Origin of the sequence: Micromonospora sp. NPDC005707, from assembly GCF_040631005.1 — a bacterium.
Lineage (GTDB): Bacteria > Actinomycetota > Actinomycetes > Mycobacteriales > Micromonosporaceae > Micromonospora.
Map to the genome: position 1 here is coordinate 119,247 of NZ_JBEXYR010000005.1, position 25,947 is coordinate 145,193.

Annotated in this window: 19 protein-coding genes; 8 read left to right on the forward strand and 11 right to left on the reverse strand. The window is 72.9% G+C overall.

Annotation, left to right across the window (positions count from 1 at the left end; genetic code table 11):
- Positions 1 to 13: 13 nt before the first annotated feature.
- The 4 genes from ABZ452_RS11090 to ABZ452_RS11105 are packed head-to-tail and all read right to left on the reverse strand — an operon-like array spanning position 14 to position 3,809.
- Positions 14 to 616: an ATP/GTP-binding protein gene (locus tag ABZ452_RS11090; RefSeq protein WP_107078959.1), complete on the reverse strand. Its 603-nt coding sequence runs from the start codon at positions 614 to 616 to the stop codon at positions 14 to 16.
- Positions 597 to 983, reverse strand: a complete 387-nt coding sequence (locus ABZ452_RS11095; protein WP_357941313.1) for a DUF742 domain-containing protein — start codon at positions 981 to 983, stop codon at positions 597 to 599. Before ABZ452_RS11095 ends, ABZ452_RS11090 begins: the two co-directional genes overlap by 20 nt.
- On the reverse strand, positions 973 to 1,389 hold the full coding sequence (locus ABZ452_RS11100) for a roadblock/LC7 domain-containing protein (protein ID WP_313718502.1): 417 nt from the start codon (positions 1,387 to 1,389) through the stop codon (positions 973 to 975). Before ABZ452_RS11100 ends, ABZ452_RS11095 begins: the two co-directional genes overlap by 11 nt.
- The gene (locus tag ABZ452_RS11105; RefSeq protein WP_357941316.1) at positions 1,389 to 3,809 is read right to left on the reverse strand and encodes a nitrate- and nitrite sensing domain-containing protein; all 2,421 of its coding nucleotides are present in this window, start codon (positions 3,807 to 3,809) and stop codon (positions 1,389 to 1,391) included. The genes ABZ452_RS11100 and ABZ452_RS11105 overlap by 1 nt, the downstream gene beginning before the upstream one ends.
- A 456-nt stretch (positions 3,810 to 4,265) precedes the next feature.
- Between ABZ452_RS11105 and ABZ452_RS11110 the strand changes: the two genes are divergently transcribed.
- The 5 genes from ABZ452_RS11110 to ABZ452_RS11130 all read left to right on the forward strand — a co-directional run bounded on the left by ABZ452_RS11110 (position 4,266) and on the right by ABZ452_RS11130 (position 8,428).
- Positions 4,266 to 4,859: a hypothetical protein gene (locus ABZ452_RS11110; protein ID WP_357941318.1), complete on the forward strand. Its 594-nt coding sequence runs from the start codon at positions 4,266 to 4,268 to the stop codon at positions 4,857 to 4,859.
- 13 nt (positions 4,860 to 4,872) lie between these two features.
- Positions 4,873 to 5,820 carry a hypothetical protein gene (locus ABZ452_RS11115; protein ID WP_357941320.1) on the forward strand — a complete coding sequence of 316 codons (948 nt, stop codon included), beginning with the start codon at positions 4,873 to 4,875 and terminating at the stop codon, positions 5,818 to 5,820.
- A 131-nt stretch (positions 5,821 to 5,951) separates the two neighbouring features.
- The gene (locus ABZ452_RS11120; protein ID WP_357941322.1) at positions 5,952 to 7,607 is read left to right on the forward strand and encodes a sodium:solute symporter family protein; all 1,656 of its coding nucleotides are present in this window, start codon (positions 5,952 to 5,954) and stop codon (positions 7,605 to 7,607) included.
- Positions 7,608 to 7,623: 16 nt separating this feature from the next.
- A complete protein-coding gene (locus ABZ452_RS11125; protein ID WP_357941324.1) occupies positions 7,624 to 7,947 on the forward strand; it encodes a hypothetical protein in 324 nt (107 codons plus the stop codon).
- A gap of 97 nt (positions 7,948 to 8,044) precedes the next feature.
- Positions 8,045 to 8,428: a hypothetical protein gene (locus ABZ452_RS11130; RefSeq protein WP_357941326.1), complete on the forward strand. Its 384-nt coding sequence runs from the start codon at positions 8,045 to 8,047 to the stop codon at positions 8,426 to 8,428.
- 99 nt (positions 8,429 to 8,527) lie between these two features.
- Here ABZ452_RS11130 and ABZ452_RS11135 read toward each other — a convergent pair whose 3' ends face one another.
- The gene (locus ABZ452_RS11135) at positions 8,528 to 10,315 is read right to left on the reverse strand and encodes a glycoside hydrolase family 6 protein (protein ID WP_357941328.1); all 1,788 of its coding nucleotides are present in this window, start codon (positions 10,313 to 10,315) and stop codon (positions 8,528 to 8,530) included.
- Between the two features lie 597 nt (positions 10,316 to 10,912).
- On the opposite strand from ABZ452_RS11135, the gene ABZ452_RS11140 reads away from it, so the two are divergent.
- Both ABZ452_RS11140 and ABZ452_RS11145 read left to right on the forward strand, forming a co-directional pair.
- The gene (locus ABZ452_RS11140; protein ID WP_357941330.1) at positions 10,913 to 11,917 is read left to right on the forward strand and encodes a hypothetical protein; all 1,005 of its coding nucleotides are present in this window, start codon (positions 10,913 to 10,915) and stop codon (positions 11,915 to 11,917) included.
- Entirely contained in the window at positions 11,904 to 12,665 is a 762-nt protein-coding gene (locus ABZ452_RS11145) for a class F sortase (protein ID WP_357941332.1), read from the forward strand. Before ABZ452_RS11140 ends, ABZ452_RS11145 begins: the two co-directional genes overlap by 14 nt.
- Before the next feature lie 174 nt (positions 12,666 to 12,839).
- Here ABZ452_RS11145 and ABZ452_RS11150 read toward each other — a convergent pair whose 3' ends face one another.
- Positions 12,840 to 17,903 carry an NAD-glutamate dehydrogenase gene (locus tag ABZ452_RS11150; protein ID WP_357941334.1) on the reverse strand — a complete coding sequence of 1,688 codons (5,064 nt, stop codon included), beginning with the start codon at positions 17,901 to 17,903 and terminating at the stop codon, positions 12,840 to 12,842.
- Between the two features lie 287 nt (positions 17,904 to 18,190).
- Here ABZ452_RS11150 and ABZ452_RS11155 point away from each other — a divergent pair, with 287 nt between their 5' ends.
- A complete protein-coding gene (locus ABZ452_RS11155) occupies positions 18,191 to 20,158 on the forward strand; it encodes a penicillin-binding transpeptidase domain-containing protein (RefSeq protein WP_357941336.1) in 1,968 nt (655 codons plus the stop codon).
- Positions 20,159 to 20,175: 17 nt separating this feature from the next.
- On the opposite strand, the gene ABZ452_RS11160 is transcribed toward ABZ452_RS11155, so the two are convergent.
- The 5 genes from ABZ452_RS11160 to meaB all read right to left on the reverse strand — a co-directional run bounded on the left by ABZ452_RS11160 (position 20,176) and on the right by meaB (position 25,946).
- Positions 20,176 to 21,537: an arginase family protein gene (locus ABZ452_RS11160; protein WP_357941338.1), complete on the reverse strand. Its 1,362-nt coding sequence runs from the start codon at positions 21,535 to 21,537 to the stop codon at positions 20,176 to 20,178.
- Positions 21,538 to 21,603: 66 nt separating this feature from the next.
- A complete protein-coding gene (locus tag ABZ452_RS11165) occupies positions 21,604 to 22,524 on the reverse strand; it encodes a tetratricopeptide repeat protein (protein ID WP_357941340.1) in 921 nt (306 codons plus the stop codon).
- Between the two features lie 136 nt (positions 22,525 to 22,660).
- Positions 22,661 to 24,349 carry a methylmalonyl-CoA mutase family protein gene (locus ABZ452_RS11170; protein WP_357941342.1) on the reverse strand — a complete coding sequence of 563 codons (1,689 nt, stop codon included), beginning with the start codon at positions 24,347 to 24,349 and terminating at the stop codon, positions 22,661 to 22,663.
- A gap of 96 nt (positions 24,350 to 24,445) precedes the next feature.
- Positions 24,446 to 24,856, reverse strand: coding sequence for an Asp23/Gls24 family envelope stress response protein (locus ABZ452_RS11175; protein ID WP_357941344.1), 411 nt, complete (start codon positions 24,854 to 24,856; stop codon positions 24,446 to 24,448).
- 85 nt (positions 24,857 to 24,941) lie between these two features.
- Positions 24,942 to 25,946 carry a methylmalonyl Co-A mutase-associated GTPase MeaB gene (gene meaB / locus ABZ452_RS11180; RefSeq protein WP_357941346.1) on the reverse strand — a complete coding sequence of 335 codons (1,005 nt, stop codon included), beginning with the start codon at positions 25,944 to 25,946 and terminating at the stop codon, positions 24,942 to 24,944.
- Between the last annotated feature and the right edge of the window lies 1 nt (position 25,947).

The window sequence follows — 25,947 nt, forward strand, 5'->3', positions numbered from 1 at the left end:
GGGCGGAGCCGGATCAGCCCACCGGCACCGGCTCGCCCCGCTGCCGCGCGACGTGCTCGACCAGCGAGATCAGCACCAGCTTGCCGGACTGCCGGTCCCGGGCGTCGCAGAGCACCAGCGGCACGTCCGGGTCCAGGTCCAGGGCGTCGCGGACCGCCTCCAGGCTGAACCGGCGGGACCCGTCGAAGCAGTTCACGCCCACCACGAACGGGATGCCCCGCTGCTCGAAGTAGTCGATCGAGGGGAAGCAGTCGGCCAGCCGCCGGGTGTCGGCGAGCACCACGGCGCCGAGCGCCCCGAACGCCAGCTCGTCCCAGAGGAACCAGAACCGGTCCTGCCCCGGGGTGCCGAAGAGATAGACCTGCAGGTCGTCGTTGATGGTGATGCGGCCGAAGTCCATGGCCACCGTGGTGGTCGACTTCTGCTCCACCCCGGAGACGTCGTCGGTGCCGATGCCGGCGCCGGTCAGCACCTCCTCGGTCTGCAACGGCCGGACCTCGCTCAACGCGCTCACCAGCGTCGTCTTGCCCGCGCCGAAGCCACCGGCGATGAGGATCTTCAGAGCCAGCGGCACCCGCGGCGCGGCCGGCTCCCGGTCAAAGCGCACGGAGTCCACTGACCACCGCCTTGAGGATGTTGTCGTCGGGCAGGTGGGCGGCGGCCGGCCGGCGCACCGTGACCAGCCCCCGGGCGAGAAGGTCGCCGAGCAGCACCCGGACCACGCCGACGGCGAGATCCAGGTCCGCGGCGAGGTCGGCCACGGCCACCGGCCGGCGGGCCAGTTCGACGAGGCGCCGGTGCTCCGGCTGGAGACCGGGCACCCCGGCCGGGTCGGCCCCCGGCGTGGTCAGCACGAACGCCACCAGGTCGAAGCCGTCGACCGGCGGGCGCACCCGGCCGCCGGTCACGGTGTACGGGCGGACCACGGGACCGGCGGCGGCGTCCAGCCACTCGTGGTGGGGGCCCGGCGGCTCAGCCCGCATCGGTCGCCGCCGTGCGGGCCGGTGCGCTGAGGTTCTCGCCGACCCGGATGACCAGCATGGCCATCTCGTACGCCACGAGCCCGATGTCGGCGTCGGCGTCGCTCACCACCGCCAGGCAGGCGCCCTGCCCGGCGGCCGTGACGAACAGGTACGCCGACTCCATCTCCACCACGGTCTGCCGGACCGCGCCGCCACCCACGTGCCGGGTGGCCCCCTTGGCGAGGCTGGAGAAACCGGAGGCCAGGGCGCAGAGGTGTTCCGCGTCGGTGCGGTCCAGCTCGGCGGACGCGCCGAGCATGAGGCCGTCCGCCGACAGCACCACCGCCTGGCGGGCGCCCGGCACCCGCTCCACCAGGTCGTCGAGCAACCAGTCGAGATCGGCGTTCTGCCGCGTCGTGTGCACCACTAGGCGTCCCTCTCAGTCGCGGTTCGTTGGTCCGGAGCCGCCGCCGGTTCGGGCGGGGAGGGCTCGGCGGCCCGGGCACGGGCCGCGTCGGTGGACGGAGCGCCGGCCCGGCCAGGGCCGGCGGCGGGGTCGGCGGCCGGTCCGCTCGCCGCCGGGGAGGCGGGCCCGCGGCGCGCGGCGGTCGGGTCGGCGGCGGCGCGGGAGCCGTCACGGCGGCCCCGGGCGGTGCCCGCCTGGAGCGCGGACATGGTGCGCCGGGCCTCCTCGGGCGGGCGGTGCGCCGGGTTGTCCGCGACGACCGGCCGGGGGCGGGCCGCCGGCCCGCGCCGGCGGACCCGGCGGGGCAGTCCGTCGACGTCCGCCGGCGTCTCGACGGCGGAGGCACGGGCGGCGGGCAGCGGCACGACCGCCGACTCGGGGCGGTCCCGGCCGGGCCGGGCGGCCCGCGTCCGGGGGACGGTGGCCAGCCGGGTCACCTTGGCCATCCGCCGGTCGTCCCGCCCGGGCCGGTCGGCGTCCGGGCCGGCCGGGCCGAGCGCCGGCTCGGCGGTGACCAGGTCCGACGGGACGAAGACAGCGGCCGTGGTTCCACCGGGTACGGCCGGCCGCAGCTCGACCCGGACACCGTGGCGAGCGGCCAGCCGGGCGACCACGAAGTGGCCCAGCCGGGCGCTGTCGGTCGGGTCGAACTCCGGGGCGTGGGACAGCTTGCGGTTGGCCTCGGCCAGCGCCGGCGCCGACATGCCGAGCCCCCGGTCGGTGATCTCGACGGTGTAGCCGCCGGGCACGGTGCGACCGCTGACGTCCACCCGGGTGCCCGGCGGGGAGAAGACGGTGGCGTTCTCGATCAGCTCGGCGAGCAGGTGGATCACGTCGCCGACGGCGCGGCCGAGCACCCCGGCCGGCTGGACCTCGCCGACGTCGACCCGGTCGTACGCCTCGACCTCGGAGATCGCGCCGCGCACCACGTCGACCGCGGCGACGGGGTTGCGCCAGCCCCGGCCGGGGGCGGCGCCGGCCAGGATGACCAGGTCCTCGGCGTGCCGCCGGAGCCGGGTGGCGAGGTGGTCGACCTGGAAGAGCCCGGCCAGTTCGTCCGGGTCCTCGGTCCGCCGCTCCAGCCGGTCCAGCAGCGCCAGCTGCCGGTGCACGAGGCCCTGGCTGCGCCGGGCGATGTTCAGGAAGACCTCGTTGAGGCCGCGGCGCAGGGTCACCTCGTCGACGGCGGCCTGCACGGCCGTGCGGCGCACCTCGTTGAAGGCGCGCCCCACCTGGCCGATCTCGTCGCTGCCGTGGTCCAGCTCGGGCGCCTCGCGGGCGACGTCGACCTCCTCGCCGCGGCGCAGCCGGGCCACCACGTCGGGAAGGCGTTGCTCGGCCATCTCCAGCGCGGCGGTGCGTACCCCGGTGAGCCGGCGGTCCAGGGACCGGCCGACCCGCAGCGCCACGAGCACGCAGACCACGATGGCGACCAGGCCGAGCACCCCGGCGGCGGCGAGCCGGATCAGGATCTGGACCGCCATCGGCACGGACCGCTCGGTGAGGGTGTCCGCGCCGCGCAGCTCGAAGTCCCGCAGGCCCTGCGAGACCTCGGCGTGGCTGGTCTCCCAGGCCCGGATGTCGAACCCGGCCGGCAGGCCGGGGGCCCGGACCAGGGTGTCCTGGAGGGCGCGCAGCCGGACGAACGCCGCCCCCTCGGTGAGCCGCTGGTATCCGGTCCGTTCGGCGGGTGGCAGGTCGGCCACCGCGTTCTCGGCCAGGAAGCGCTGGTTCTCGATGGTGCGGACCAGCTGTTCGTGCTCGCCCTCGGCGTACCGGCCGGCGGTCACCGCGCCGGCCAGCAGCGCGTCGGCCTGGCCGAGCAGCTCCCGGGACCGGCCGAGCCCGGTGAGCGCCAGCGCCTGCCGGTTGAGCTGGGCGTCGGGCAGCGTGGCCATGGCGGAGAAGGTCTGGAAGGCGGAGCCGATCATTCCGCTGTAGAGCCCGACGGCGCCGGCCTGGTCCACCTTCCGGCCGTCGATGAAGCCCCGCCCGGCGGGCAGCGCGTCGAGCGCGGAGACCAGCTGGTCGAGCCGGGCGTCGAGCAGGTCGTCGGCGGCATCGCGGAGCTTCTCCCCGTCGACCCGGCGGCGCAGCTCGGCGATCGCCCGGTCGGTGCGGTCGCGCTGCTCGGCAAGGGCCGGCAGGACGGTGTCGCCGGCGAGCTGGACGACCGAGAGCCGGCGTTCCCGTTGCAGCTCGGCGACCACGCTCTCGCCGGGTCGGCCCAGGTCATAGAGGAGGGTACGCGCGGCGAGCAGGTCGAGGGCCGGCCCGAAGGTCAGCGTGGTGGCGAAGATCCACAGTGCCAGCAGCCCGGTCACCGGACCGATGACCAGCGCGGTCAGCTTGGCGCGGATCGGCCAGTCTCGGGTGTTCATCCAACCTCGCCCGGGGGAAGGTGTCGCAGGGGTGGCGCCGGCACCGGCCGGAAGGGCCGCGACGCCGGGCCCCGGCCCGGGCGCCTTGGGCAGGATACGTAATCCCAGCCGGAAGCACTACCGGCCGTCTCGCCCCTCACTACGGTCCGGAATGTTCGCTGTGGACACCGTTGGACGGGAACCACCGCCGGAACGTTCGTCCTCAAGGGGCGTACGGAAGACCGGCTCACCGCCCCCGTCACCGCCGCGCCCCGCCCGGTACGGAGGCGCCGGGCGGCCCCGGCCACCCGCCCGGGCGCAGTTTCTGGAACGAGTCCACTCTTTCGCGGCACGAACCCGATGTGTGCCCGGCCGTGCCGTGGGCAGGCACCGTGGGCGCGACCGCGCAGGAAAGTACCGCCGATCGGGATTGGCGATCACCGGCCGGAGGGAATACCAGCGGGCGAAGGAGGAGCCATGTCGCCCACGCAGGTAGTCGTCATAGTCATCGTCGTTCTGGTGCTCGCGGCGCTGGCCGCGGTCGCCGTGGTCGCCAGCCGCCGCCGGGCGCTCCGGCAGCGCTTCGGCCCCGAGTACGACCGGGCCGTCGAGGAGCAGGACAGCCGGGGCGCCGCCGAGCGGGAGCTGCGGGAGCGGGAACGCCGCCACGCCGAGCTGGAGCTGACCCCGCTCAGTGCGGAGTCCCGCGCCCGGTACGCCTCCGCCTGGGAGGAACTCCAGGTGCGTTTCGTCGACTCCCCCGCCGAAACCGTCGGCGACGCCGACGAACTGGTCAGCCGGCTGATCGCGGAGCGCGGATACCCCACCGGGGACTTCTCGGAACAGATCGCCCACCTCTCCGTCGAGCACGCCCGCACCCTGACCCACTACCGCGACGCCCACGACATCCGGCTGCGCAACGAGCGCGGCGAGGCCGGCACCGAGGAACTCCGGCAGGCGCTCGTGCACTACCGGGCCCTCTTCGCCGACCTGCTCGGCGAGGACCCGGTCGGGCACCAGCCGCCGGCGCAGCGCCACCCCGACCACGAGCACGACGCCACGAGCCGCTGAGGAGGCCGCCGCCATGCGTCAGGAAGAGCAGCAGGTCACGCAGGACCACCCCGAGGCCGTCCGGTCCGCGCCGGTGCCGGTCCCGCCGCCGGACGACCGGACCGCCGGGGACGGGCCCGACGCCGAGCGGGCCGCCCGGGCCGAGGTGCCCGAGGACGCACTGGACGACCGGGGCACCTTCGACGACCCGGCGGTCGCCGGCGAGCGCGCCGACCGCGAGGGGGCGGAACTCGACGAGACCCGGGCGTACGACGCCCGGGAGATCCGCGACGCGGAGGCCGCCGACGCCGACGACCGGCCGGTGTACCACGACCCCGCGCCGCTGCCGACCTCCTTCGCCGGGGCGACCTCGGTGGGCGACGCGGTGGCCGCCTCCGCGATGGCCAGCGGGCGGCCCGAGGACGAGCGGGACCCGCGCGGCGAGGACACCGCCGCGCCGGGCGACGGCGCTCCGGGCCGGACCGACGCGTTCGACGACGAGCGGGCCGACCCGACGGCGGGCGACCGGCTGCACGACCCGGACCGCTGGGAGGCCGCCCACTCCGGCACGGCGCGTGACGACGCGGAGGCCGCCGCCGGGGCCGGGTACGGCAGCGCCGAGCCGGCCATGGTCGACCCGGACACCAGCACCGCCGCGGCGGGCGCCGCGCTGGCCGGCGCGGCCCGGCCCACACCGGGCGCCGTGCCGGCCGACGCGGCCACCCTCTTCGCCGCGGAGACCGCCCAGGACTTCCGGGACCGCTGGCGGGACGTCCAACTCCGCTTCGTGGACGACCCGCGGGCCGCGGTCGGCGAGGCGCAGTCGCTGGTCGAGGAGGCCATCGAGGCGCTGTCCGCCGCGCTGCGCGAGCAGAAGACCAAGCTGGGCAGCTGGCAGGAGTCCGGCTCGACCGACACGGAGCAGCTCAGGGTGGCCGTGCGCGGCTACCGGGACTTCCTGGACCGGGTCCTCGGCCGCTGACGACATCCCGCACGGAGCCCCGCGCCGGTGGACGGCCGGGGCTCCGCCGTGTGTGAAGACCGCCCTTCAAGCATGAAATTTCGCAAAGTGGGTACCTGCGGGCGCAGCGTCGCCACGGAGGGAGCAGCGGGATGGGTGTCGGTCTCCGGTTGGACATGAACGCCCTGGACTATCTGATCCTGGCGCTCTACTTCATCACCGTCCTCGGCGTCGGCTTCGCCGCGCGGCGGGCCATCCGCACCAGTGTCGACTTCTTCCTCTCCGGGCGGTCGCTGCCCGCCTGGGTCACCGGCCTCGCGTTCGTCTCGGCGAACCTGGGCGCCCTGGAGATCATCGGCATGGCGGCCAACGGCGCCCAGTACGGCGCCATGACCGTCCACTACTACTGGATCGGCGCAGTGCCGGCGATGGTCTTCCTGGGCATCGTGATGATGCCCTTCTACTACGGCTCGAGGGTCCGCAGCGTCCCCGAATACCTGCGGCTGCGCTTCAACCGGCCGACGCACCTGCTGAACGCGATCAGCTTCGCGGTCGCCCAGGTGCTCATCGCCGGGGTGAACCTCTACGCGCTCGCGCTGATCATGCAGGCGCTGCTCGGCTGGCCGCTCTGGGTGGCGATCGTGATCGGCGCGCTGATCGTGCTGGCCTACATCACCATCGGCGGCCTGTCCGGCGCGATCTACAACGAGGTCCTCCAGTTCTTCGTGATCGTCGCCGGCCTGGTGCCGATCACCGTGCTCGGCCTCGTGAAGGTCGGCGGCGTGAGCGGCCTCATGGACGCGGTGCGCGACTCCAAGCTCGGCGAGGCGGGGCTGCACGCCTGGCAGGGCACCGGCAGCACGGACAACCCGCTCGGCGCGCACTGGCTGGGCATCGTCTTCGGCCTCGGCTTCGTGCTCTCGTTCGGCTACTGGACCACCAACTTCGCCGAGGTGCAGCGCGCCCTGTCCGCCCGGAACATGAGCGCCGCCCGCCGGACCCCGATCATCGGCGCGTACCCGAAGCTGTTCATCCCGCTGGTCACCGTGATCCCCGGCCTGATCGCCCTGGTCACCGTGAAGGGACTCGGCGCCGAGGAGGGCGACCTGGTCTACAACAACGCGATCCCGCTGCTCATGCGTGACCTGCTGCCCAACGGGGTGCTCGGCATCGCGGTCACCGGCCTGGTGGCCTCCTTCATGGCCGGCATGGCCGCCAACGTCAGCGGGTTCAACACCGTGTTCACGTACGACATCTGGCAGGCGTACTTCAGGCGCGACCGTCCGGACGAGTACTACGTGAAGGTGGGCCGGATCGCCACCGTGGTGGCGGTGGTGGTCGGCATCGGCACGGCGTTCATCGCGGCCGGGTTCAGCAACATCATGAACTACATCCAGGCCCTGTTCTCGGTGTTCAACGCCCCGCTCTTCGGCACCTTCATCATCGGCATGTTCTGGAAGCGGATGAGCCCGCTCGCCGGCTTCTGGTCGCTGCTGGCCGGCACCGTGGTGGCGATCGGGACCTACCTGCTGCACCTGGCCGACGTCCTGCACTTCAACTCCGACCTGGAGGAGAGCTTCTGGGGCGCCGGTCTCGCCTTCGTGACGGTCGCCGTCGTGGCCGCGATCCTCACCCCGCTGACCCGGCCGAAGCGGAACGACGAGCTGACCGGCCTGGTCTACGGCCTGAGTGACGCCACGCTGAAGGACGACTCGCTGGCCGGCGACGCCGCCTGGTACCGCTCGCCGGTGCTGCTCGGCGTGATCGCCGTGGTCCTCGCCGCCCTCTTCTACATCCCGGTCTTCTGAGGAAGGGACGCACGCCATGGCAGACAACGCCGACCGGTACCAGCACGGCGAGGCCCACGACCCGCTGGTCGACGAGACCGAGGACTCGCGGGAGGCACGGTCCGCGGCGGCGCGGCTGTTCGACATCCGCCGGGTGATCGGCGGACTGTTCGTCGCGTACGGGCTGATCGTGGGCCTGATGGGCCTTTTCGACTCGTCCGCCGAGATCGACAAGGCGCAGGGCGTCCGGATCAACCTCTGGGCCGGCCTCGTGATGCTCGTCTTCGGGCTGCTGATGCTGCTCTGGCAGCGGCTGCGCCCCACCGAGCCGCCGGAGCCATCCGGCGCCGACCAACACTGACCACGGCCCCGGGACGCCCGCCCCCGGGCCGCCGGCATGGCCGGGCCCGCACGGGGTACGCCGTGGGGATCACGGAACGGGACAGGAGGGCAGCAGCATGACGGATCGTGACCGCGGTGGCGAGCGGCCGCTGGAGGAGACCCCCGAGGTGGCCGCCGCGGTGGACGACGACAGCACGGTGCCGCAGCTGCGCACCGGTGGCACCGACCCGGACAATCCCGTCTTCACCGAGCCGGACGGCGCGGTGCCCGACACCGGTTCGCCGGACATCCTCGGCGACCCGTACGCGGCCGGGACCGGGGCGACCGGCACCGGCACCGGTGCGGGTGGCGACAACATCCGGACGGGCGCCGAGCAGCCGTGGGATCCCGAGGACCTGGTGATGGCCCGCGGCCAGGACCCCACCCCGGAGAACCTGGAGCAGGCCCGGCGGGACCTGGCCGAGCTGGGCCGGGCGGCGATCGAGAGAACGGTCCCGTGACGCCCGGGGGCCCCTGGTCGACGTGGGGTCGACCAGGGGCCCGGGGAACCCGCGCGGCGGTGCCTCACTCCCGCCGCCGCGGGTGGGCCGGCCGCCGGCTCAGGAGAGCGGCGGGTAGGCGTTCGCCATGAGCTCCTGGAACTGGGCCGGGAACCAGGCGCCGGAGATCGGCGAGTTGGGCAGGGCGCCGGTCAGGTTGTTGCCGTTGCGGGCGTTGCCGGTGTACGTCGGGTCGCACATCCGGTCGAAGCCCTTGCCCTCGTCGTTCGGGATCGCCGTGCTGGAGCCGTCCGACTCACCCGGGGGCTTCACCCAGACGTACGCGTCGATGCCCGACTCCGGCGCCGCCTTCGGCCGCTCGCCGAGGCCCGCACCGGCCTGGTTGCACCAGTTGCCGGCGTGGAGCCGGCGGTCGATGCGGCCACCGTTGACGTAGGTGTCGACGCTGGTGGTCGCGCCCGGCCCGGTGGGCCGGTTCGGGCCGCCCCAGCCGTTGCGGGACGTGTCGATCAGCATGCCGATGTTGCTGTTGAAGCCGACCGAGACCAGCTTGTTGCGGAACGCCTGGGCGAAGGAGAGCTCGTCCACGTACTGGTTCCAGTCGATCCACTTGGACTGCCGGACGCTGGTGCCGTTCACCGTGTCGGTGATCTTGATGTACGGCTCCTTCAGCGCGGAGTAGTTCGCGGTGTTGACGATGAAGCCGGTGACGTTGTTCACCGTGCTGCCGGAGGCGGTGGCCGCGGTCTTCAGGATGTCGGCCACCGGGCCGAAGTTGCTGTCCCAGCCGATCCAGCCGTGGTGCGCCGCGTCGATGTAGTTGTAGACGTTGCCGATCGCGCCCAGCTTGGCCAGCGCGTAGCCGACGCCGTTCACGTAGGCGCCGTTGGCCTTGACCGTGTCGCACATGACGGTCCCGCCGGCGTTGCCCGAGGTGTTGGTCACGATGTTGGGCAGCGAGTCGATCTCGATGATGTTGACGATCCGCAGGTTCTTGTACTTCGGGTCGCTCTGGATCGCGGCGATCGGGTCGATGTACTCGGCCTTGTAGCGGGGCAGCTCGTCCGGGCCCAGCTCACCGTTGGAGGCGAGCGCGGAGCAGTCCCGGCCGGGCAGGTTGTAGATGACGAACTGGATGTAGCCGGCGCCCTGGGCCAGCGCGGCGTCCAGGTGGTCCCGCACCCCCATCGAGCCGTTGGAGCTGCTGCCGTCGGTGCCCTCGATGGCGGCGATCCGGTCCAGCCAGACGGCGGTCGGGTTGTTGGACACCCGGCTGCCGCCGCTCACCGACTCGGCCTTGGCCTTCCACTCCGGGTTCACGTACCCCTTCGCCCCGGCGTACGGGTTGTCGACCTTCTGGCCCGGCGTGGTCGGCGACGGGCTCGGGCTGGTCGGGGTGGGGGTGGGGGTGGGGCTCGTCGGCCTCGGGGTCGGGCTGGTCGGCGTCGGGGTCGTGGTGCCGCCGTTGCAGACCGTCCCGTTCAAGGTGAACTGGGCCGGCTTCGGGTTGCTGCCGCTCCACGCGCCGTTGAACCCGATGCTGGTGCTGGCGCCGGTGCCCAGCGAGCCGTTGTAGGACTCGTTCTGCGCGGTGACGTTCTGGCCGCTCTGCGACCACCGCGCCGACCAGCCCTGCTGCACCCGCTGGCTGCTGTTCGGGAAGGTGAAGCCGAGGTTCCAGGAACTGAGCGGGTCACCGAGGTTCCTGATGGTCACCGTGGCGGTGAAGCCACCGGGCCAGTCGCTGGTGGTGTAGTCCACGCTGCACTGGGTCGCGGCCTGCGCCGCCGTGACCGGGAGGGTCACCAGTCCACCGGCGGCCAGGACGCCGGCGCCGGTCAGCGCGAGCGCCCGGCTGCGGCCGGACAGCCTTCTCCACAGATTCATACCACTGATCTCCTTGGGCGAGACCGGATCCGCGTACGGCCCGGTGGAAGGGCGCTCGGACGTCCGCCGGGGGCGGATCTCGGCGCCACGGGTGTATTCGGGGGCGCCCGACCCGGACGGGCGTGATGGTGGTGGTGGCGACCGGCCCATGGGACCGGTCGAGGAGTCGGACGCCGGCCGGTGACCCGGCTGCCCTCGGCATCTGAACTCGCGGTGTGGCTCCCCGAACCGCGTGCAGCGATTCTTGCATGGGAGCGCTTCCATGGCAATGGCTCGATGCGCTTCGTCCCGGACGACCGGGATCGAACACCCAGGCGGCGCCGAAAGCGGCGGCGAAGCCGGAAGCCGGGCAGACCGGCAGAGCCGCCATGCCACGGTACGGCCGGACGCAGTCGACGCGGGAGCAACCGAGCAGGTACAGCCCCGTCCCTGTCGCACGGGAACCCACTAAAAGCGGCGTAGCACCCGTATCGCTCCCACCGCCGATAAACTCCTAAACACGAATCTTTCCCCGGATAAGTCATGAACCGGTCTAACGTCGGTCGTAGCTCGACTGAAGGCGGGCTCAGGACAAAAAGGGATGGAGTGACGCAGGTCATGGCTAAGAAGATGCTCGGGAAGCTCGTTGCGGGTGCCGCTCTCGGCGGCGCGTCCCTGCTGCTGTTCTCGCCCGGGGCGGCGAACGCGGCAAGCGCGAACGCCGTCGCCAAGCCGCAGATCAGCCTTCCCGGTACCTGCTCTGGGGAGCACGAGGACTGGGACCACAAGAACTGGGACCGCAAGGACTGGGACCGCAGCTACGAGGACCGCAAGGACCACGACCGTAAGGACGAGGACCGCAAGGACCACGACCGTAAGGACCAGGACCGCAAGGACCACGACCGCAAGGACCAGGACAGCAAGCACGACGACGGCAAGCACGACGACGGCAAGGACTACGAGAACGGCAAGCACGACGACGGCAAGGACTACGAGAACGGCAAGCACGACGACGGCAAGGACTACCAGGACGGCAAGCACGACGACGGCAAGGACTACCAGAGCGGCAAGGACCAGGACGGCAAGCACGACGTCGGCAAGGGCGAGGAGCACAAGGACTGGCAGGGCAGCGAGTCCTGGCAGTCTGGAGCTGACGGCCAGGGCGGCGGCCTGGTCGCCGACCAGCCCGGCGACGAGAAGGACCGCAAGGACGAGAACCGCAAGGACGAGAACGGCAAGGACGAGAACCGCAAGGACGAAAACCGCAAGGACGAAAACCGCAAGGACGACGAGCGCAACGACCGGGACAACAAGGAGCACGACGCCAAGGACCGGGACCGGCACGACGAGGACCAGAAGGGCCACGACCGCAAGGACGAGGACCGCAAGGACTGGGACAACCAGAGCTGGGACGGCAAGGACGACAGCAAGAAGGACCACGACCGCAAGGACGAGGACCGCAAGGACTGCATGCCGCGTGGCCACGTCGACGGCGGTGACGGTGGCATGACCACCACCAGCATGGACCGCAACATGGCCGCCAGCGGGGTGGGCGTCATCGGCGCCGCCGCCCTGGGCGGCATGATCCTGCTGCGCCGGCGCCGGGGCGATGACCTCGTCTGACCGGACGGCGACACGGGCCGGCGGCCGTCACGGGAAACCGTGGCGCGCCGCCGGCGCCGCTGTCGTCGTCCTCCTCGGCATGGTGGGCGCCGGCATGATCGGGGCATCGGTGCGGACCGAGCCGCCAGCCCGCCCGCCCCAGCCGCTCGCCCAGGCCGGGCCCGCCGACCCGTCCCCGTCGCCGACCACCATCCCGGGCCCCACCGGTGGCATCGGCACGGAAACCGCCGACCAGGCGTCCGTCGACGACGACTCCGCGGTGACGCCGCACCCGGACCTCACCCCCGCCGGACTGCCCCGCTCGACCCCGACGTCCATCTCGATCCCCCGGATCGGCGTGCAGGCCGAGATCATGACCCTCGGCCTGAACCCGGACGGCACGGTCCAGGTGCCCCCGCTGGAGCAGGCCATGAAGGCGGGCTGGTACTCCCCCGGGCCGAGCCCCGGCGAGGCCGGCAACTCGGTGATCGTCGGCCACGTCGACTCGGCCAAGCTCGGGCCGGCCGTCTTCTTCAACCTCGGCGCGCTCCAGAAAGGCGACACCATCTCGATCGCCCGGGAGGACGGCTCGGCCGCCACGTTCACAGTGACCGAGGTGAAGTCGTACCCGAAGGCGGCCTTCCCCACCGAACTGGTCTATGGCCCGTCCGACAAGCCCGGCCTGCGGGTGGTCACCTGCGGTGGGGCGTTCGACGAGAGCAGCCGCAGCTACGTCGACAACGTCATCGCCTTCGCCAGCCTGTCATGAGGCGGGCGCGGCCCGGTGGTCGCTCACCCGACCCGCGAGGCCGGGTGGGCGCCGCGAACGGGCGCGGCCCGGTGGTCGGTCACCCGACCCGCCAGGCCGGGTGGGCGCCGCGAACGGGCGCGGCCCGGTGGTCGGTCACCCGACCACCGGGCCGCGCTCGGCGTGCGTGTCGCGTCAGGCCGCCGCCGAGGTCCGCACCAGGGTACGGATCTGCCGCAGCAGCACTGACAGGGCGGACAGGTCGGCGCGGGACTCGTCGAACTCCCCCATCGCCCGGTGCGCCCGGTGGATCGAGGTGGCGTTCGCCTGCTCCCACTCCTGCACCCGCTCGACGGGCGGGAGGCTGTCCGGAGTGGAGCCGAGGACCTCCGCGGTGAGCGCGGCCAGCGCGGCGTACAGGTCGTAGCGCAGCGCCATCCGGGCCAGGGTCTGCCAGCGGTCCTCCCGCGGCAGCAGGGAGATCTTCGACAGCAGGGCGTCGACCCGGAACCGGTCGGAGAGGACGAAGTAGACCGAGGCCACCTCGCTCACGTCCCGGCCGGTCGACTGCGCGGTCTCCACCACGTCGAGCAGGCCGAAGCTGTACATCAGCCGGGTCGCCTGCTCGGCCAGGTCGCGGGGCAGCCCCCGGCCGGTCAGCGAGTCGATGTGGGCGGCGATCGCCTCCCGCTCGGTGCCGAAGAAGAGGTTCTCCAGCCCCGGCAGGAGCCGGGCCACCCCGTCGCGCAGGCGGGCGATCTCCCCCGGCACGTCGATCGGCGAGCGCCGGTTGGTGACCAGCCAGCGCACCGCGCGGTCGAGCAGCCGGCGGGTGTCCAGGTAGACGCTGGTCTGCAGGTCGGGCGAGACCTTGTTGTCCAGCGCCTCGACCGCGTCCCACAGCTCGCGCAGCCCGAACACCTCGCGGACCACCACGTACGCCCGCAGCACGTCCGCCGCCGAGGCGGCCGTCTCCTCCACCACCCGGAAGAGGAACGTGATGCCGCCCCGGTTGATGGCCTCGTTGACCAGGACCGTGGTGACGATGTCCCGGCGCAGCCGGTGCTGGCCCATCCGGTCGGCGAACCGCTCCCGCAGCGGGGTCGGGAAGTAGTTGACCAGGACGTCGGTCGTCCACTCCTCGTCCGCCAGCCCCTCGGCGACGATCTCCCGCTCCAGCACGATCTTCACGTACGCCAGCAGCACCGCGAACTCCGGCGCGGTCAGCCCCGTCTCGCCGCGCACCGCCAGTTCCTCGTCCGGCGGCAACGCCTCCAGCGCGCGGTCCAGCTGACCGGCCCGCTCCAGCTCGTTGATCATCCGGCGGTGCACCGGGAGCAGCGAGGCGGCCTGGGCCTGGGCGTTGTTCAGCGCCCGGGCCTGGTCGTAGTTGTCCCGCAGCACCAGCTCGGCGACCTCGTCGGTCATCTGGGCCAGCAGCTCGTCGCGTTCCGGCACGTCGAGCGCGCCGTCGGCGACCGCCGTGTTGAGCAGGATCTTGATGTTCACCTCGTGGTCGGAACAGTCCACCCCGGCCGCGTTGTCGATGAAGTCGGTGTAGATCCGGCCGCCGGCCGCCGCGTACTCGATCCGGCCGTGCTGGGTGAAGCCCAGGTTGCCGCCCTCGCCGACCACCCGGCAGCGCAGGCCCTTGCCGTCCACCCGGATGGCGTCGTTGGACTTGTCGCCGACCTCGGCGTTGGTCTGCGTCGACGCCTTCACGTAGGTGCCGATGCCGCCGTTCCAGAACAGGTCCACGGGCGCCGTGAGGATGGCCTTCATCAGCTCCTGGGGGCTGATCTGGGTGACGTCGTCGTCGAGGCCGAGCACCGCGCGGACCTGCGGCGAGACGGGCAGCGACTTGGCGGTACGCGGGTAGATCCCGCCGCCGGCCGAGATCAGCTCGGCGTTGTAGTCCTCCCAGGACGACCGGGGCAGGTCGAACAGCCGCTTCCGCTCGTCCCACGAGGTGGCGGCGTCCGGGTCCGGGTCCAGGAAGATGTGCCGGTGGTCGAAGGCGGCCACCAGCCGGATGTGCTTCGACAGCAGCATCCCGTTGCCGAACACGTCGCCGGACATGTCGCCGACGCCGACCACCGTGAAGTCCTGGGTCTGGGTGTCGTGGCCCAGCTCCCGGAAGTGCCGCTTCACCGACTCCCAGGCGCCCCGGGCCGTGATGCCCATCTTCTTGTGGTCGTAGCCGGCCGAACCGCCGGAGGCGAACGCGTCGCCCAGCCAGAAGTTGTGCGCGGCGGAGATCTCGTTGGCGATGTCGGAGAACGTCGCGGTGCCCTTGTCCGCCGCCACCACCAGGTACGGGTCGTCGGCGTCGTGCCGGACCACGTCCTGCGGCGGGACGATCTGCCCGCTGGAGATGTTGTCGGTGACGTCCAGCAGGGCGCCGACGAACTCCTTGTAGCAGGCCACCGCCTCGTCCCGGTCGCCCGGCTTCTGCTTCAGCACGAAGCCACCCTTGGCGCCCACCGGCACGATCACGGCGTTCTTCACCATCTGCGCCTTGACCAGGCCGAGCACCTCGGTGCGGAAGTCCTCGCGCCGGTCGGACCAGCGCAGCCCGCCCCGGGCCACCGGCCCGAACCGCAGGTGCACGCCCTCGAACCGGGGCGAGTAGACGAAGATTTCGAACTTGGGCCGCGGCGCCGGCAGCTCCGGAATCGCCTGCGGGTCCAGCTTGAACGCCACGCCCGACTTGGGCCGCCCCCCGACCGGCTTCTGGTAGAAGCTGGTGCGCAGGGTGGCCTGGATCAACGTCAGGTAGGAGCGCAGGATCCGGTCCTGGTCGAGGCTGGCCACGTCGTCCAGCGCCTCGCCGATCGCCGCGACCAGCTCGCCGCTGCGCTCCCGGCGCTCGTCCAGGGTGGACGCACCCGGGGCGAACCGGGTCTCGAAGAGCTCCACCAGCAGCGAGGCGATCTTCGGGTACGCGATGAAGGTCTGCTCCATGTACTCCTGCGAGAACACGGTGCCGGCCTGCCGCAGGTACTTCGCGTACGCCCGGAGCACCACGACCTGCCGCCAGGTGAGCCCGGCCCGCAGCACCAGCTCGTTGAAGCCGTCCACCTCGGCCTCGCCCCGCCAGGCCGCGGCGAAGGCGTTCTCCACGTGCGGGCGGACCTCGGCCAGCTCCTGGTGCGCCTCGGGCAGTTGCAGCCCGAAGTCGTAGAGCCAGATCCGGCCGTCGACGCGCTCCACCTCGTACGGGTGCTCGTCGACCACCTTGACGCCGAGCGAGTGCAGCACCGGCAGCACGGCGGAGAGCATCATCGGCTCGCCGTACCGGTAGACCTTGAACCGGACGTCCATGGACTCGTCGACCTGGACGGGCCGGCCGGCGCCGTTGGTGCGCGGGGCGAGCTGCTTGCGGAACAGGTGCATCTCCAGCTGGCCTGGCTCCTCCAGCAGCTCGAGCTTGGCCAGGTCCTTCATGGCCTCGTACGGCGTGTGCCCGTCCTTGTAGCCCTCGGGGAAGGCGTCGGCGTACCGGGCGAACAGGTGCTTGGCCTGCTCGTCGCCGAGCTTGCGCTCCAGCACCAGCCGGTAGTCGTCGTCCCACAGCCGGGTCGCGTCGGCCAGCTCCTCGGCCAGCAAGTCGGCGTCGATCTCACCCGGCGGGCTGCTCGGGTCGGTCCGGACGATGAAGTGCACCCGGGCCAGCATCGACTCGGTCACCCGGGTGGTGTAGTCGACCCCGACGCCGTTCAGCTCGCGCAGCAGGATGTCCTGCATGCGCAGCCGGTTCTGGGTGGTGAACCGGTCCCGCGGCAGGTAGATCAGGCAGGAGATGAAGCGCCCGTACGCGTCCCGGCGCAGGAACACCCGCAACTGCCGGCGGCCGGCCATGCGGAGCACACCGATCACCGCGTGGTAGAGGTCGTCGGTCTTGATCTGGAACAGCTCGTCGCGGGGGTAGGTCTCCAGGATCTGGAGCAGGTCCTTGCCGGAGTGGCTGCGCAGGCTCAGGCCCGAGCGGTCCAGCACCTCGGCGACCTTGCGCCGGACCACCGGCAGCTCCTGCACGCTGGTCCGGTACGCCGCCGTGGAGAACAGGCCCAGGAAGCGCCGCTCCCCGACCACCTCGCCGGCCTCGTTGAAGATCTTGAAGCCGATGTAGTCGAGGTAGGCGGAGCGGTGCACGGTGGCCCGCGAGTTGGCCTTGGTGATGATCAGCAGGCGCTTCTCCAGCACCTTCTCGTGCGCCTCGGGCGTCATCGAGTTCAGTGACCGGGCCTCCGGCGAGTCGGACCGCAGGATCCCCAGCCCGGTGCCGAGGACGGCCTCCAGGGCCTGGCCGCCGTTCGCGCCGTCGGTGTCGACCAGCCGGTACTCCCGGTAGCCGAGGAAGGTGAAGTGGTCGTGCGCCAGCCAGCGCAGCAGCTCCACCGAGTCGGTGATGTCCTTCTCCGGCACCGGCGGGCGGTTGTCCGAGGTGCGCGCCGAGGCCAGCTCGTCGGCCAGGGCCAGGGCGCGCTGGCGCATCTTGGGCCAGTCCTCGACGGCCTCCCGCACGTCGGTGAGGACCCGCTGCAGCTCCCGGCGCAACTTCTCCCGCTCGGCCGCGTCACGGACCGGGTCGATCTCGATCCGCATCCAGCTCTCGACGAGGTCGCCGGCGATCGCGTCGTCCGGCTCCACGTCCGCGGAGACCTCGGTGAGCCGGCCCAGCGGCTCGCGCCGGACCACGACCAGCGGGTGCACCAGCAGGTGCACGTCGAGGTGGTGCGAGTTCAGCAGCGCGGTCACCGAGTCGACCAGGAACGGCATGTCGTCGGTGACGATCTCGATCACGGTGTGGTGCTGCTCGGCGTCCGGTTCGTGGATGCGCAGCTTCAACTCGCCCGGTACCCGCTGCTGGGCGAGGTCCCGGTGGGCCCGGGCCGCGTCGAGCATCTCCTCGGCGGTGAAGCCGATCAGCTCCTCGTCCGGCGCGAACCGCCAGAAGCGGCCCACCAGGGTGGCCGCGTCGTGGTCGTCACCGGCCAGCGCGACCGCCTGGGCGACCAGGCGCTCCGCGTTGGGCACCGGCTCGTCCAGCTCGTCCTCGGACTCGTCGCCCAGAGCCTGCGCGGGCAGGCCCAGGTCGTAGAGGGTGTCGATGCTGGAACCGGTCATCCCGGTCACTCCTGTGTCGAGACGGCTGAAACCGTCCCCGTCGGTCGCCGAATCGAAGCTGTCATCGTCCCGGCTGGTGTCAGCCTGCCGGAGGTCGGGTCCCGGTTTGATCGCCGGACGCCGGTCCATCGGTGCCACTCCCCTCGACCCACCGCGTTGTGGGTCACTCTGCCGCCCAGCCTAGGCCTGCCGCTGTGCCCCTTCGTCGGCGGACCACTGGCCGGACGTCCGGATCGGGACTCTGTCCTTTCACCCGTTGCGGGTACGTGGTCGGCCGGTCGCGGATTACCCGGACTGGCGTTGTTCATCACACTGCCACACGGCACTCTTTGCCTGCGCAAAGGCCGTGCCGGGGCGGTGGGGCGGCGCGCGTCGTACTAGCGTGCAGGGCAGTTTCACACCGGAGGGACCGCTTCATGCTCCTGTCGTACCCCGTCCACCGCCGCCTCTCCCCTTCCCGTCGGGCCCTCGTGGCGCTGGCCGCCACCGTGCTGGCGGCGGGCGCCTTGACCGGGTGCTCGGGTGAGGACGGCCCGGAGCGGAGCGTCGACGGCTTCCTGAAGGGCTGGCGCTCGGGCGACCTTCAGGCGGTCGGCTTCATCGACCCGACCGGCGCCAAGGTCCCGGCGGCCGAGGTGACCAAGGAGCTGCGGTCGCTCGCCGGCGAGCTGGCCGGCAGCCCGCCGAAGCTGGAGCGCACCGGCGAGGTGAAGGTCGAGGCCGACATCGCCACCGCGCGGGTCCGGCTCACCTGGCCGCTGCCGGGCGGCGCCACCTGGACCTACGAGAATCCGGTACGCCTGCGGCACGGCGCCGACGACCAGTGGCAGGTCATCTGGGAGCCGGCCGTCGTGCACGAGAAGCTGGAGGCCGGCGACCGGTTCGCGTTGCGCCGGGAGGGCGCGCCCCGGGCGGGCGTGCTGGACGGCGCCGGAGCCCCGGTCGTGGCGCCGCGCCCGGTGGTCCGGGTGCAGGTGAACCCCGGCGAGGTCAAGGACGCCAAGGCCCTGGTCCGGCAGCTCGACGCCGCGTTCAAGGCGATCCGGCCCGCGCTCACCCCACCGGTCGACCTCTCCGACCTGCCGAAACGCCTGAGCGAGGCGGACCGTGAGGCACTCGTCGAGGTGGTGACCCTGCGCGACGAGGCCTACCGGCAGATCAAGCCCCGCATCTACGACCTGCCCGGCACCCGGTTCCAGTCCGACAAGCTCTTCCTGGCCCCGACGCGGGAGTTCGCCCGGGCCCTGCTCGGCTCGGTCGACCCGGCCCAGGCCGACGACCTCAAGGCTCACCCCGACAGGTACGTCCGGGGCGACCTGGTCGGCCACGGCGGCCTCCAGGGCCGCTACGACGAGCGGCTGCGCGGCACACCGGGGGTCACCGTCTTCACCGAGCGCCCGGCGCCGGACGGCACCACCGCACCCAGCGGGGTCGAGGTCTACCGCAGCGAGCCGAAGGCCGGCCAGCCGCTGAAGACCACTCTCGACGCGGCCACCCAGAACGCCGCCGACGCGGCGCTGCGCGGGCAGGCCCGGCGTTCGGCGGTGGTGGCCGTCCGGATCAGCGACGGCGCGGTGCTGGCCGCCGCCAACGGTCCCGGTGCGGCCGGCGAGAACCTCGCCTTCACCGCCCAGGTGCCGCCCGGCTCGACCTTCAAGATGGTCAGCGCCCTGGGCCTGCTGGACCGGGGCGCGGTGACCCCGGAGGCGACCGTGCGCTGCCCGAAGACGTTCGATGTCGAGGGGCGGTCCTTCAAGAACTCCGACAACTTCGAGCTGGGCGACGTCCCGTTCACCACCGACTTCGCCAAGTCCTGCAACACCGCCTTCACCTTCCTGGCCCCGAAGCTCGGTCCGGACGGGCTGGCGCAGGCGGGCCGCACGCTCGGCCTGGAGGCGCCCTGGGACCTCGGCACCGACGTCTTCACCGGCAAGGTCTCCGCCAACGGCTCGGCCACCGAGCAGGCCGCCGCCGCGATCGGCCAGGGCACCACCGTCGTCAGCCCGCTCGCCATGGCCGGCGCCACCGCCGCCGTGGCCCGCGGCCACTGGGAGCAGCCCAGGCTGCTGCTCGACCCGGCCCCGGCGAAGCCCGCCCCGGCCGGCGCGGCGCTCAAGCCGGAGTCGGTGACGGCGCTCAAGACGATGATGCGCGCGGTGGTCACGAGCGGCACGGCCAGCAGCCTGGCGGACGTCCCCGGCGAGCCGGTGTACGGCAAGACCGGCACCGCCGAGTACGACAACAACCCGGCGCACACCCACGCCTGGTTCGTCGGCTGGCAGGGTGACGTCGCGTTCGCGGTCTTCGTCGAGCAGGGCGGGTCGAGCACCACGAGCGCGGTCCCGATCGCCGAACGCTTCCTCCGCGGCCTCGCCGCCCGCTGACCGGGGGCCGGCGCCGCTCAGGCGATGTCGACACCCGGGCGGGTCGGAGACGGCTCCGTCCCGTCCGCCTCCTCCGCCTCGGCCACCCGGCGCAGCCGCCCGGGTCCGGCCGAGGCCAGCGGCGCGACCGGCTCGGGGCCGTCCGGATCCGGCGCCCGGCGCAGCCGCCCCGGCCCGGCCGACGCCAGCGGCCCGACCGGCTCTGGGCCGTCCGCGTCCGGCTCCCGGCGCAGCAGTCCCGGACCGGACGGGCCGGGAGAGGGCTCGGCCGGGCCGTCGCCGTTGGTGTCGGCGGGGTCGTCCCCGGCCCGGGTCGGGGCCGGGCCGATCGGTTCCACGGCCACCGCGGGCGCGGGGACGGCCGCCGGGCCGGGCAGCACATCCCGCACCGGTGGCCGGCCGTTGCCGGGCCGGGGCGCCGGGGCGACCGGGCCGGGCGGCAGCAGCCGGGGCGGTGTGGCGCCGGGCGCCGCGACCGGCGCGAGCCCGGCCACCACGGTGTTGACGATCTCGGCGGCGTACGACCCGTCGGGGTCGTAGTCGGGGTCGAAGACGGTCAGCTCGACGCCGAGGCAGTGCGGGGTGTCCACCAGGCCGGCGAGCAGGATCTCCAGCTCGGCGAACGCGATCCCGCCCGGGTCCGGCGCGTCGACGGCGGGCATCACCGCCGGGTCGAGCACGTCCACGTCGATGTGCACCCAGTAGCCGGCGCAGTCGGCCAACTGCTCATGCGCCCACTGGGCGGTGCGGGCCGCACCCTCGGCGCGCAGCGCCGGCACCGGGCGGGTGGTGATCCCGGCGGCCTGGAGGTCGAGCCGGTACTCGTCCTGGGCCCGGATGCCGAGCACCACCACGTCGATGTCCCGGAAGTAGGGGCGCCGCCCCTCGATGGCGGCCAGGTCGGCCTGCCCCCGGCCGGTGACCAGGGCCAGGTCCTCCCCCGCCGCCGCGCCCACGTAGGAGGCGTTGCCGGGGTGCCGGAAGTCGGAGTGGCCGTCGACGAAGACCAGCCCGATCCGCCCACCGACCGCCTCGCCGAGCCGGTGCATGGCCAGCGCCGAGCCGAGCAGGACCGAGCAGTCGCCGCCGAGCACCAGCGGGAACTCGCCGCGGTCGATGATCGCGCCGATCCGGTCGGCCAGCGCCACCGAGTAGCCGGAGATCTCCGGGGCGTGGCAGACCCCGTCGCCGGGTCGCCAGTCACCGGGGTCGTACCGGGGCGGGGTGAGGCAGCCGGCGTCGCGGGCCCGCAACCGGGCGAGCAGGCCGTGGTCGCGCAGCGCGCCGGGCGCCTTGGCGCAGCCGGGGACGGCGGTGGACGTGGGTGGGCGTAGGCCGAGGTTCGTCGGCGCGTCGAGGACGGCGATCCGGCGCATCATGGGCTCCCGTCCTCGATGGTCGGGCGGGCCGGCCGGTACGCCGGCCCGCGCTGGCGTGCGGTGAACTCAGAACAGGGCGCTGGCCAGGGCACGTCGGGCGGCCGCCACGGCGGGGTCGTCCGGGCCGGCGATGGTGAACAGCGACACGAGGTGCTGGCGTACCTTCTCGCGGTCGTCGCCGGCGGACCGGCGGACGAGGCCGACGAGCCGGGCGTACGCCTGCTCGGCCAGGCCGCTGAGCACCTCGATGTCGGCGGCCAGGAGCTGGGCCTCGATGTCGTCGGGGGCCTGCTCGGCGGCGGCGAGCGCGGCGCGCGGGTCGGCGCCGGCCACCCGCCGGGCGACCCCGACCTGGGCCAGGCCGGCCTCGGCCGCGGCGTCCGCCGGGCTCTCGGCCAGGATCTTCCGGTACGCCGCCTCGGCGGCCTCCAGGTCGCCGGACATCAGGGCGTCGTCGGCCTCGGTGAGCCGCGGGTCCTCCGGCTCGGCGACGGTGACGCCACCGGCCTTGAGGATGGCCTGGATCCACTGGCGGAGCTGGGCCTCCGGCACCACGCCGGAGAAGGCGTCGATCGGCTGCCCGCCGACCACCGCGTAGACCATCGGGATGCCCTGGACCCGGAACATCTGGGCGAGCCGCGGGTTGGCGTCGACGTCGACCTTGGCGAGCACCCAGGCGCCCTCGCCCTCGGCGGCCAGCCGCTCCAGCACCGGCGAGAGCTGCTTGCAGGGCTCGCACCACTCGGCCCAGAAGTCCACGATCACCGGGGTGGTCAGCGACCGTTCCAACACCTCGGACTGGAAGGTCGCCTCGGTCACGTCGAGGACGGCCACGCCGCCACCCGCCGGGGGGCCGCCGGGCACGCCGGCCGGCGGGCCGGCCTGGCTCGGGGCGGTGGGACGGGAGGGTTCCGGGGTGCCGCGCAACGCGCTGAGGTCGACCGCGCCGCGGGTGAAGATCGACGAGGTGATCCGTGGGTCGCTCATGGTTATCTAGTCTCGCACGTGTCCCCGCGAAGTCAGATCAACCGCCACGGCGGCAGTTGCGACTCTCACGCCTGGTCGGGATGCGGGAAAGGGCCCCGTCCCGACGGCGGGCGTCGGGACGGGGCCCTCCGAGGGCTCAGAAGCGGGCGGGCTCGCGGTAGACGCCCCACTCGCCACGCAGCGCGTCGCAGATCTCGCCCAGCGTGGCCTCGGCCCGGACCGCGTCCAGCATGGCCGGGATCATGTTCTCGCCGGTCCGGCTGACCTCGACCATCCGCTGCACGGCGGCCTTGACCGCGGCGTCGTCGCGGCCGGCCTTGCGCTCGGCGAGCACCCGGCGCTGCTCCAGCTCGACCTCGTGCGAGATGCGCAGGATCTCCAGGTCCTTGGCGACCGTGCCGGTGTGGCAGTTGACCCCGACGATCCGCTTGTCGCCCTTCTCCAGCGCCTGCTGGTAGACGAAGGCCGACTCGGCGATGTGGCCGGTGAACCAGCCGTCCTCGATGCCGCGCAGGATGCCCGAGGTCATCGGGCCGATCTTGTGCGGGCCCTCGCCGCCGAGCTGCCGGATCCGAGCGAAGATCTCCTCCGCCTCGGCCTCGATCTTGTCGGTCAGCGCCTCCACGTACCAGGAGCCGCCGAGCGGGTCGGCGACGTTGACGACGCCGGTCTCCTCCATGAGCACCTGCTGGGTGCGCAGGGCGATCTCGGCGGACTCGTCGGTGGGCAGGGCCAGGGTCTCGTCGAGGGCGTTGGTGTGCAGCGAGTTGGTGCCGCCGAGCACGGCAGCCAGGGCCTCCACGGCGGTCCGCACCACGTTGTTGACCGGCTGCTGCGCGGTCAGCGACACCCCGGCGGTCTGGGTGTGGAACCGCAGCCACTGGGCCTTCTCGCTGGTGGCGCCGTAGACGTCGCGCAGCCAGCGGGCCCAGATCCGGCGGGCGGCCCGGAACTTGGCGATCTCCTCGAAGAAGTCCACGTGGGAGTCGAAGAAGAAGCTCAGGCCCGGGGCGAACACGTTGACGTCCAGCCCCCGGGAGAGCCCGAGCTCCACGTAGCCGAACCCGTCGGCCAGGGTGTACGCCAGCTCCTGCGCGGCGGTCGAGCCGGCCTCGCGGATGTGGTAGCCGGAGACCGACAGCGGCTTGTACCGCGGGATCTCCCGGGCGCAGTACTCCATCAGGTCGCCGATGAGGCGCAGGTGCGGCTCCGGGTCGAAGAGCCACTCCTTCTGCGCGATGTACTCCTTGAAGATGTCGGTCTGGAGCGTGCCGTCGAGGGTGGACAGGTCGGCGCCCTGCCGCTCGGCGGCGACCAGGTACATGCAGAAGACCGGGACGGCCGGGCCGGAGATGGTCATCGAGGTGGTCACGCCGGCCAGGTCGATGCCGTCGAAGAGCACCTCCATGTCGGCGGCCGAGTCGACCGCCACGCCGCAGTGCCCGACCTCGCCGAGCGACTGCGGGTCGTCGGAGTCGCGCCCCATGAGGGTCGGCATGTCGAAGGCGACGGAGAGCCCGCCGCCGCCGGCCCCGAGGATCATCTTGTAGCGCTCGTTGGTCTGCTGGGCGTTGCCGAACCCGGCGAACTGCCGGATGGTCCAGGTGCGCCCGCGGTAGCCGGTCGGGTAGAGCCCCCGGGTGTAGGGGAACTCGCCCGGCCAGCCGATCCGCTCGAAGTCCGGGTACGGCACCCCCTCCGGCGGCCCGTAGACCGGGTCAACGGTCATCCCGGACAGCGTGGTGAAGTCCGCGTCCCGCTTGCGGGCGGCGTCGTAGCGGGCCTGCCAGCGGGCCCGACCGGCGGCGATCTCGTCGGCGTCCATGCGCGGAGCTCCTCCTCGAGTCCTGGGATGCAGACCGAGTGTAGAACGCCAGCCTGAACGATCGCTAAGCTTGCGCCTACCGACCGGTAACCGGGGTCAGGCCGAGGGGACCACCGGCCCACCCAGGGCCACGTCGTCGACCCGGATGTTGATCTCGTCGACCCGCAGCCCGTACGCCTCGACCGCCGAGGTCACCGCGACGCGGACCGCCTCGGTCACCTCGGGCACCGGCCGGCCGCCGCCGATGACGATGACCAGGTTGACCACCGCCGCCCCGTCGGTGACGTGCGCCGAGCAGCCGCGGCGGGCGTCGCCGACCTGGTCCAGCCCGACCCGGTCCAGCACGGCGTTGAAGAAGCGGGCCACGTCGCCGCCCAGCTCGGCCACCCCGGGCACCGACTTCGCGGCGGCCACCGCGATCTTCTCCACCACCTCGTCGGAGACGTGTGTCGCACCGCCCGCCACCGCGTTCGGGGTCACCGACAGCTCCTGGGTCTCGTCAGCCATGCTCTCCCACCACAGACGCGCACCGCCCCACGGGTCCGTGAGGCGGTGCGAGCGTACTAGGCGGGGGTGTTCCCCAGTGGACCCGTCAGGCGCCGAGCTGCGCCAGCAGCTCGCCGGCCGCCGCGTACGGGTCGATGGCGCCGTCGGCCACCTTGGCGGCCAGGGTCGGCAGCTGCGTACCGTCGCGCAGTGAACCGATGCGGTTCCGCAGGGTGCCCAGCGCGATCGCCTCGATCTCGGCGGCGGCCCGCGCCTCGCGGCGGCGGCGCAGCTCGCCGTGGCGCTCCAGCCAGTCGCGGTGCTTGTCGATCGCGGCGGCGATGTCGTCGATGCCCTCGCCGCGGGCGGCGATGGAGCGCACCACCTGCGGCCGCCACTCGCCCGGCCCGCGCTCACCCAGCGCGATCATGCCCTGGATGTCGCGGACGGTGGCGTCGGCGCCGTCCCGGTCGGCCTTGTTGACCACGAAGACGTCGGCGATCTCCAGGATGCCGGCCTTGACGGCCTGGATGGCGTCGCCCATGCCCGGGGCGAGCAGCACCAGCGTGGTGTCGGCCAGCGAGGCCACCTCGACCTCGGCCTGGCCGACGCCGACGGTCTCCACGAGCACCACGTCGCAGCCGGCGCCCTCCAGCACCCGCACCGCCTGGGGTGTGGCCGCCGAGAGCCCGCCGAGGTGGCCCCGGCTGGACATCGAGCGGATGTAGACGCCCGGGTCGGTGGCGTGGTCCTGCATCCGGACCCGGTCACCGAGGATCGCGCCGCCGGTGAACGGGCTCGACGGGTCGATGGCCAGCACGCCCACCCGGTGGCCGCGCGCCCGCAGCGCCCGGACCAGCTCGTTGGTGGTGGTCGACTTGCCCACGCCCGGCGAGCCGGTCAGGCCGACCACCTGGGCGTGCCCGGCGTAGGGCGCGAGGGTCGCCGCGACCTGCGGCAGCACCTCGTCGCCGGACTCGACCAGGGTGATCAGCCGGGCCACCGCGCGGGGGTCGCCCGCGCGGGCCCGCTCGACCAGCAGGGGTACGTCCCGGCTGCGGCGCACCGAGCCGGCGGCCGCCGCCGGGACGTTCTGAACACTGTCGCCCACG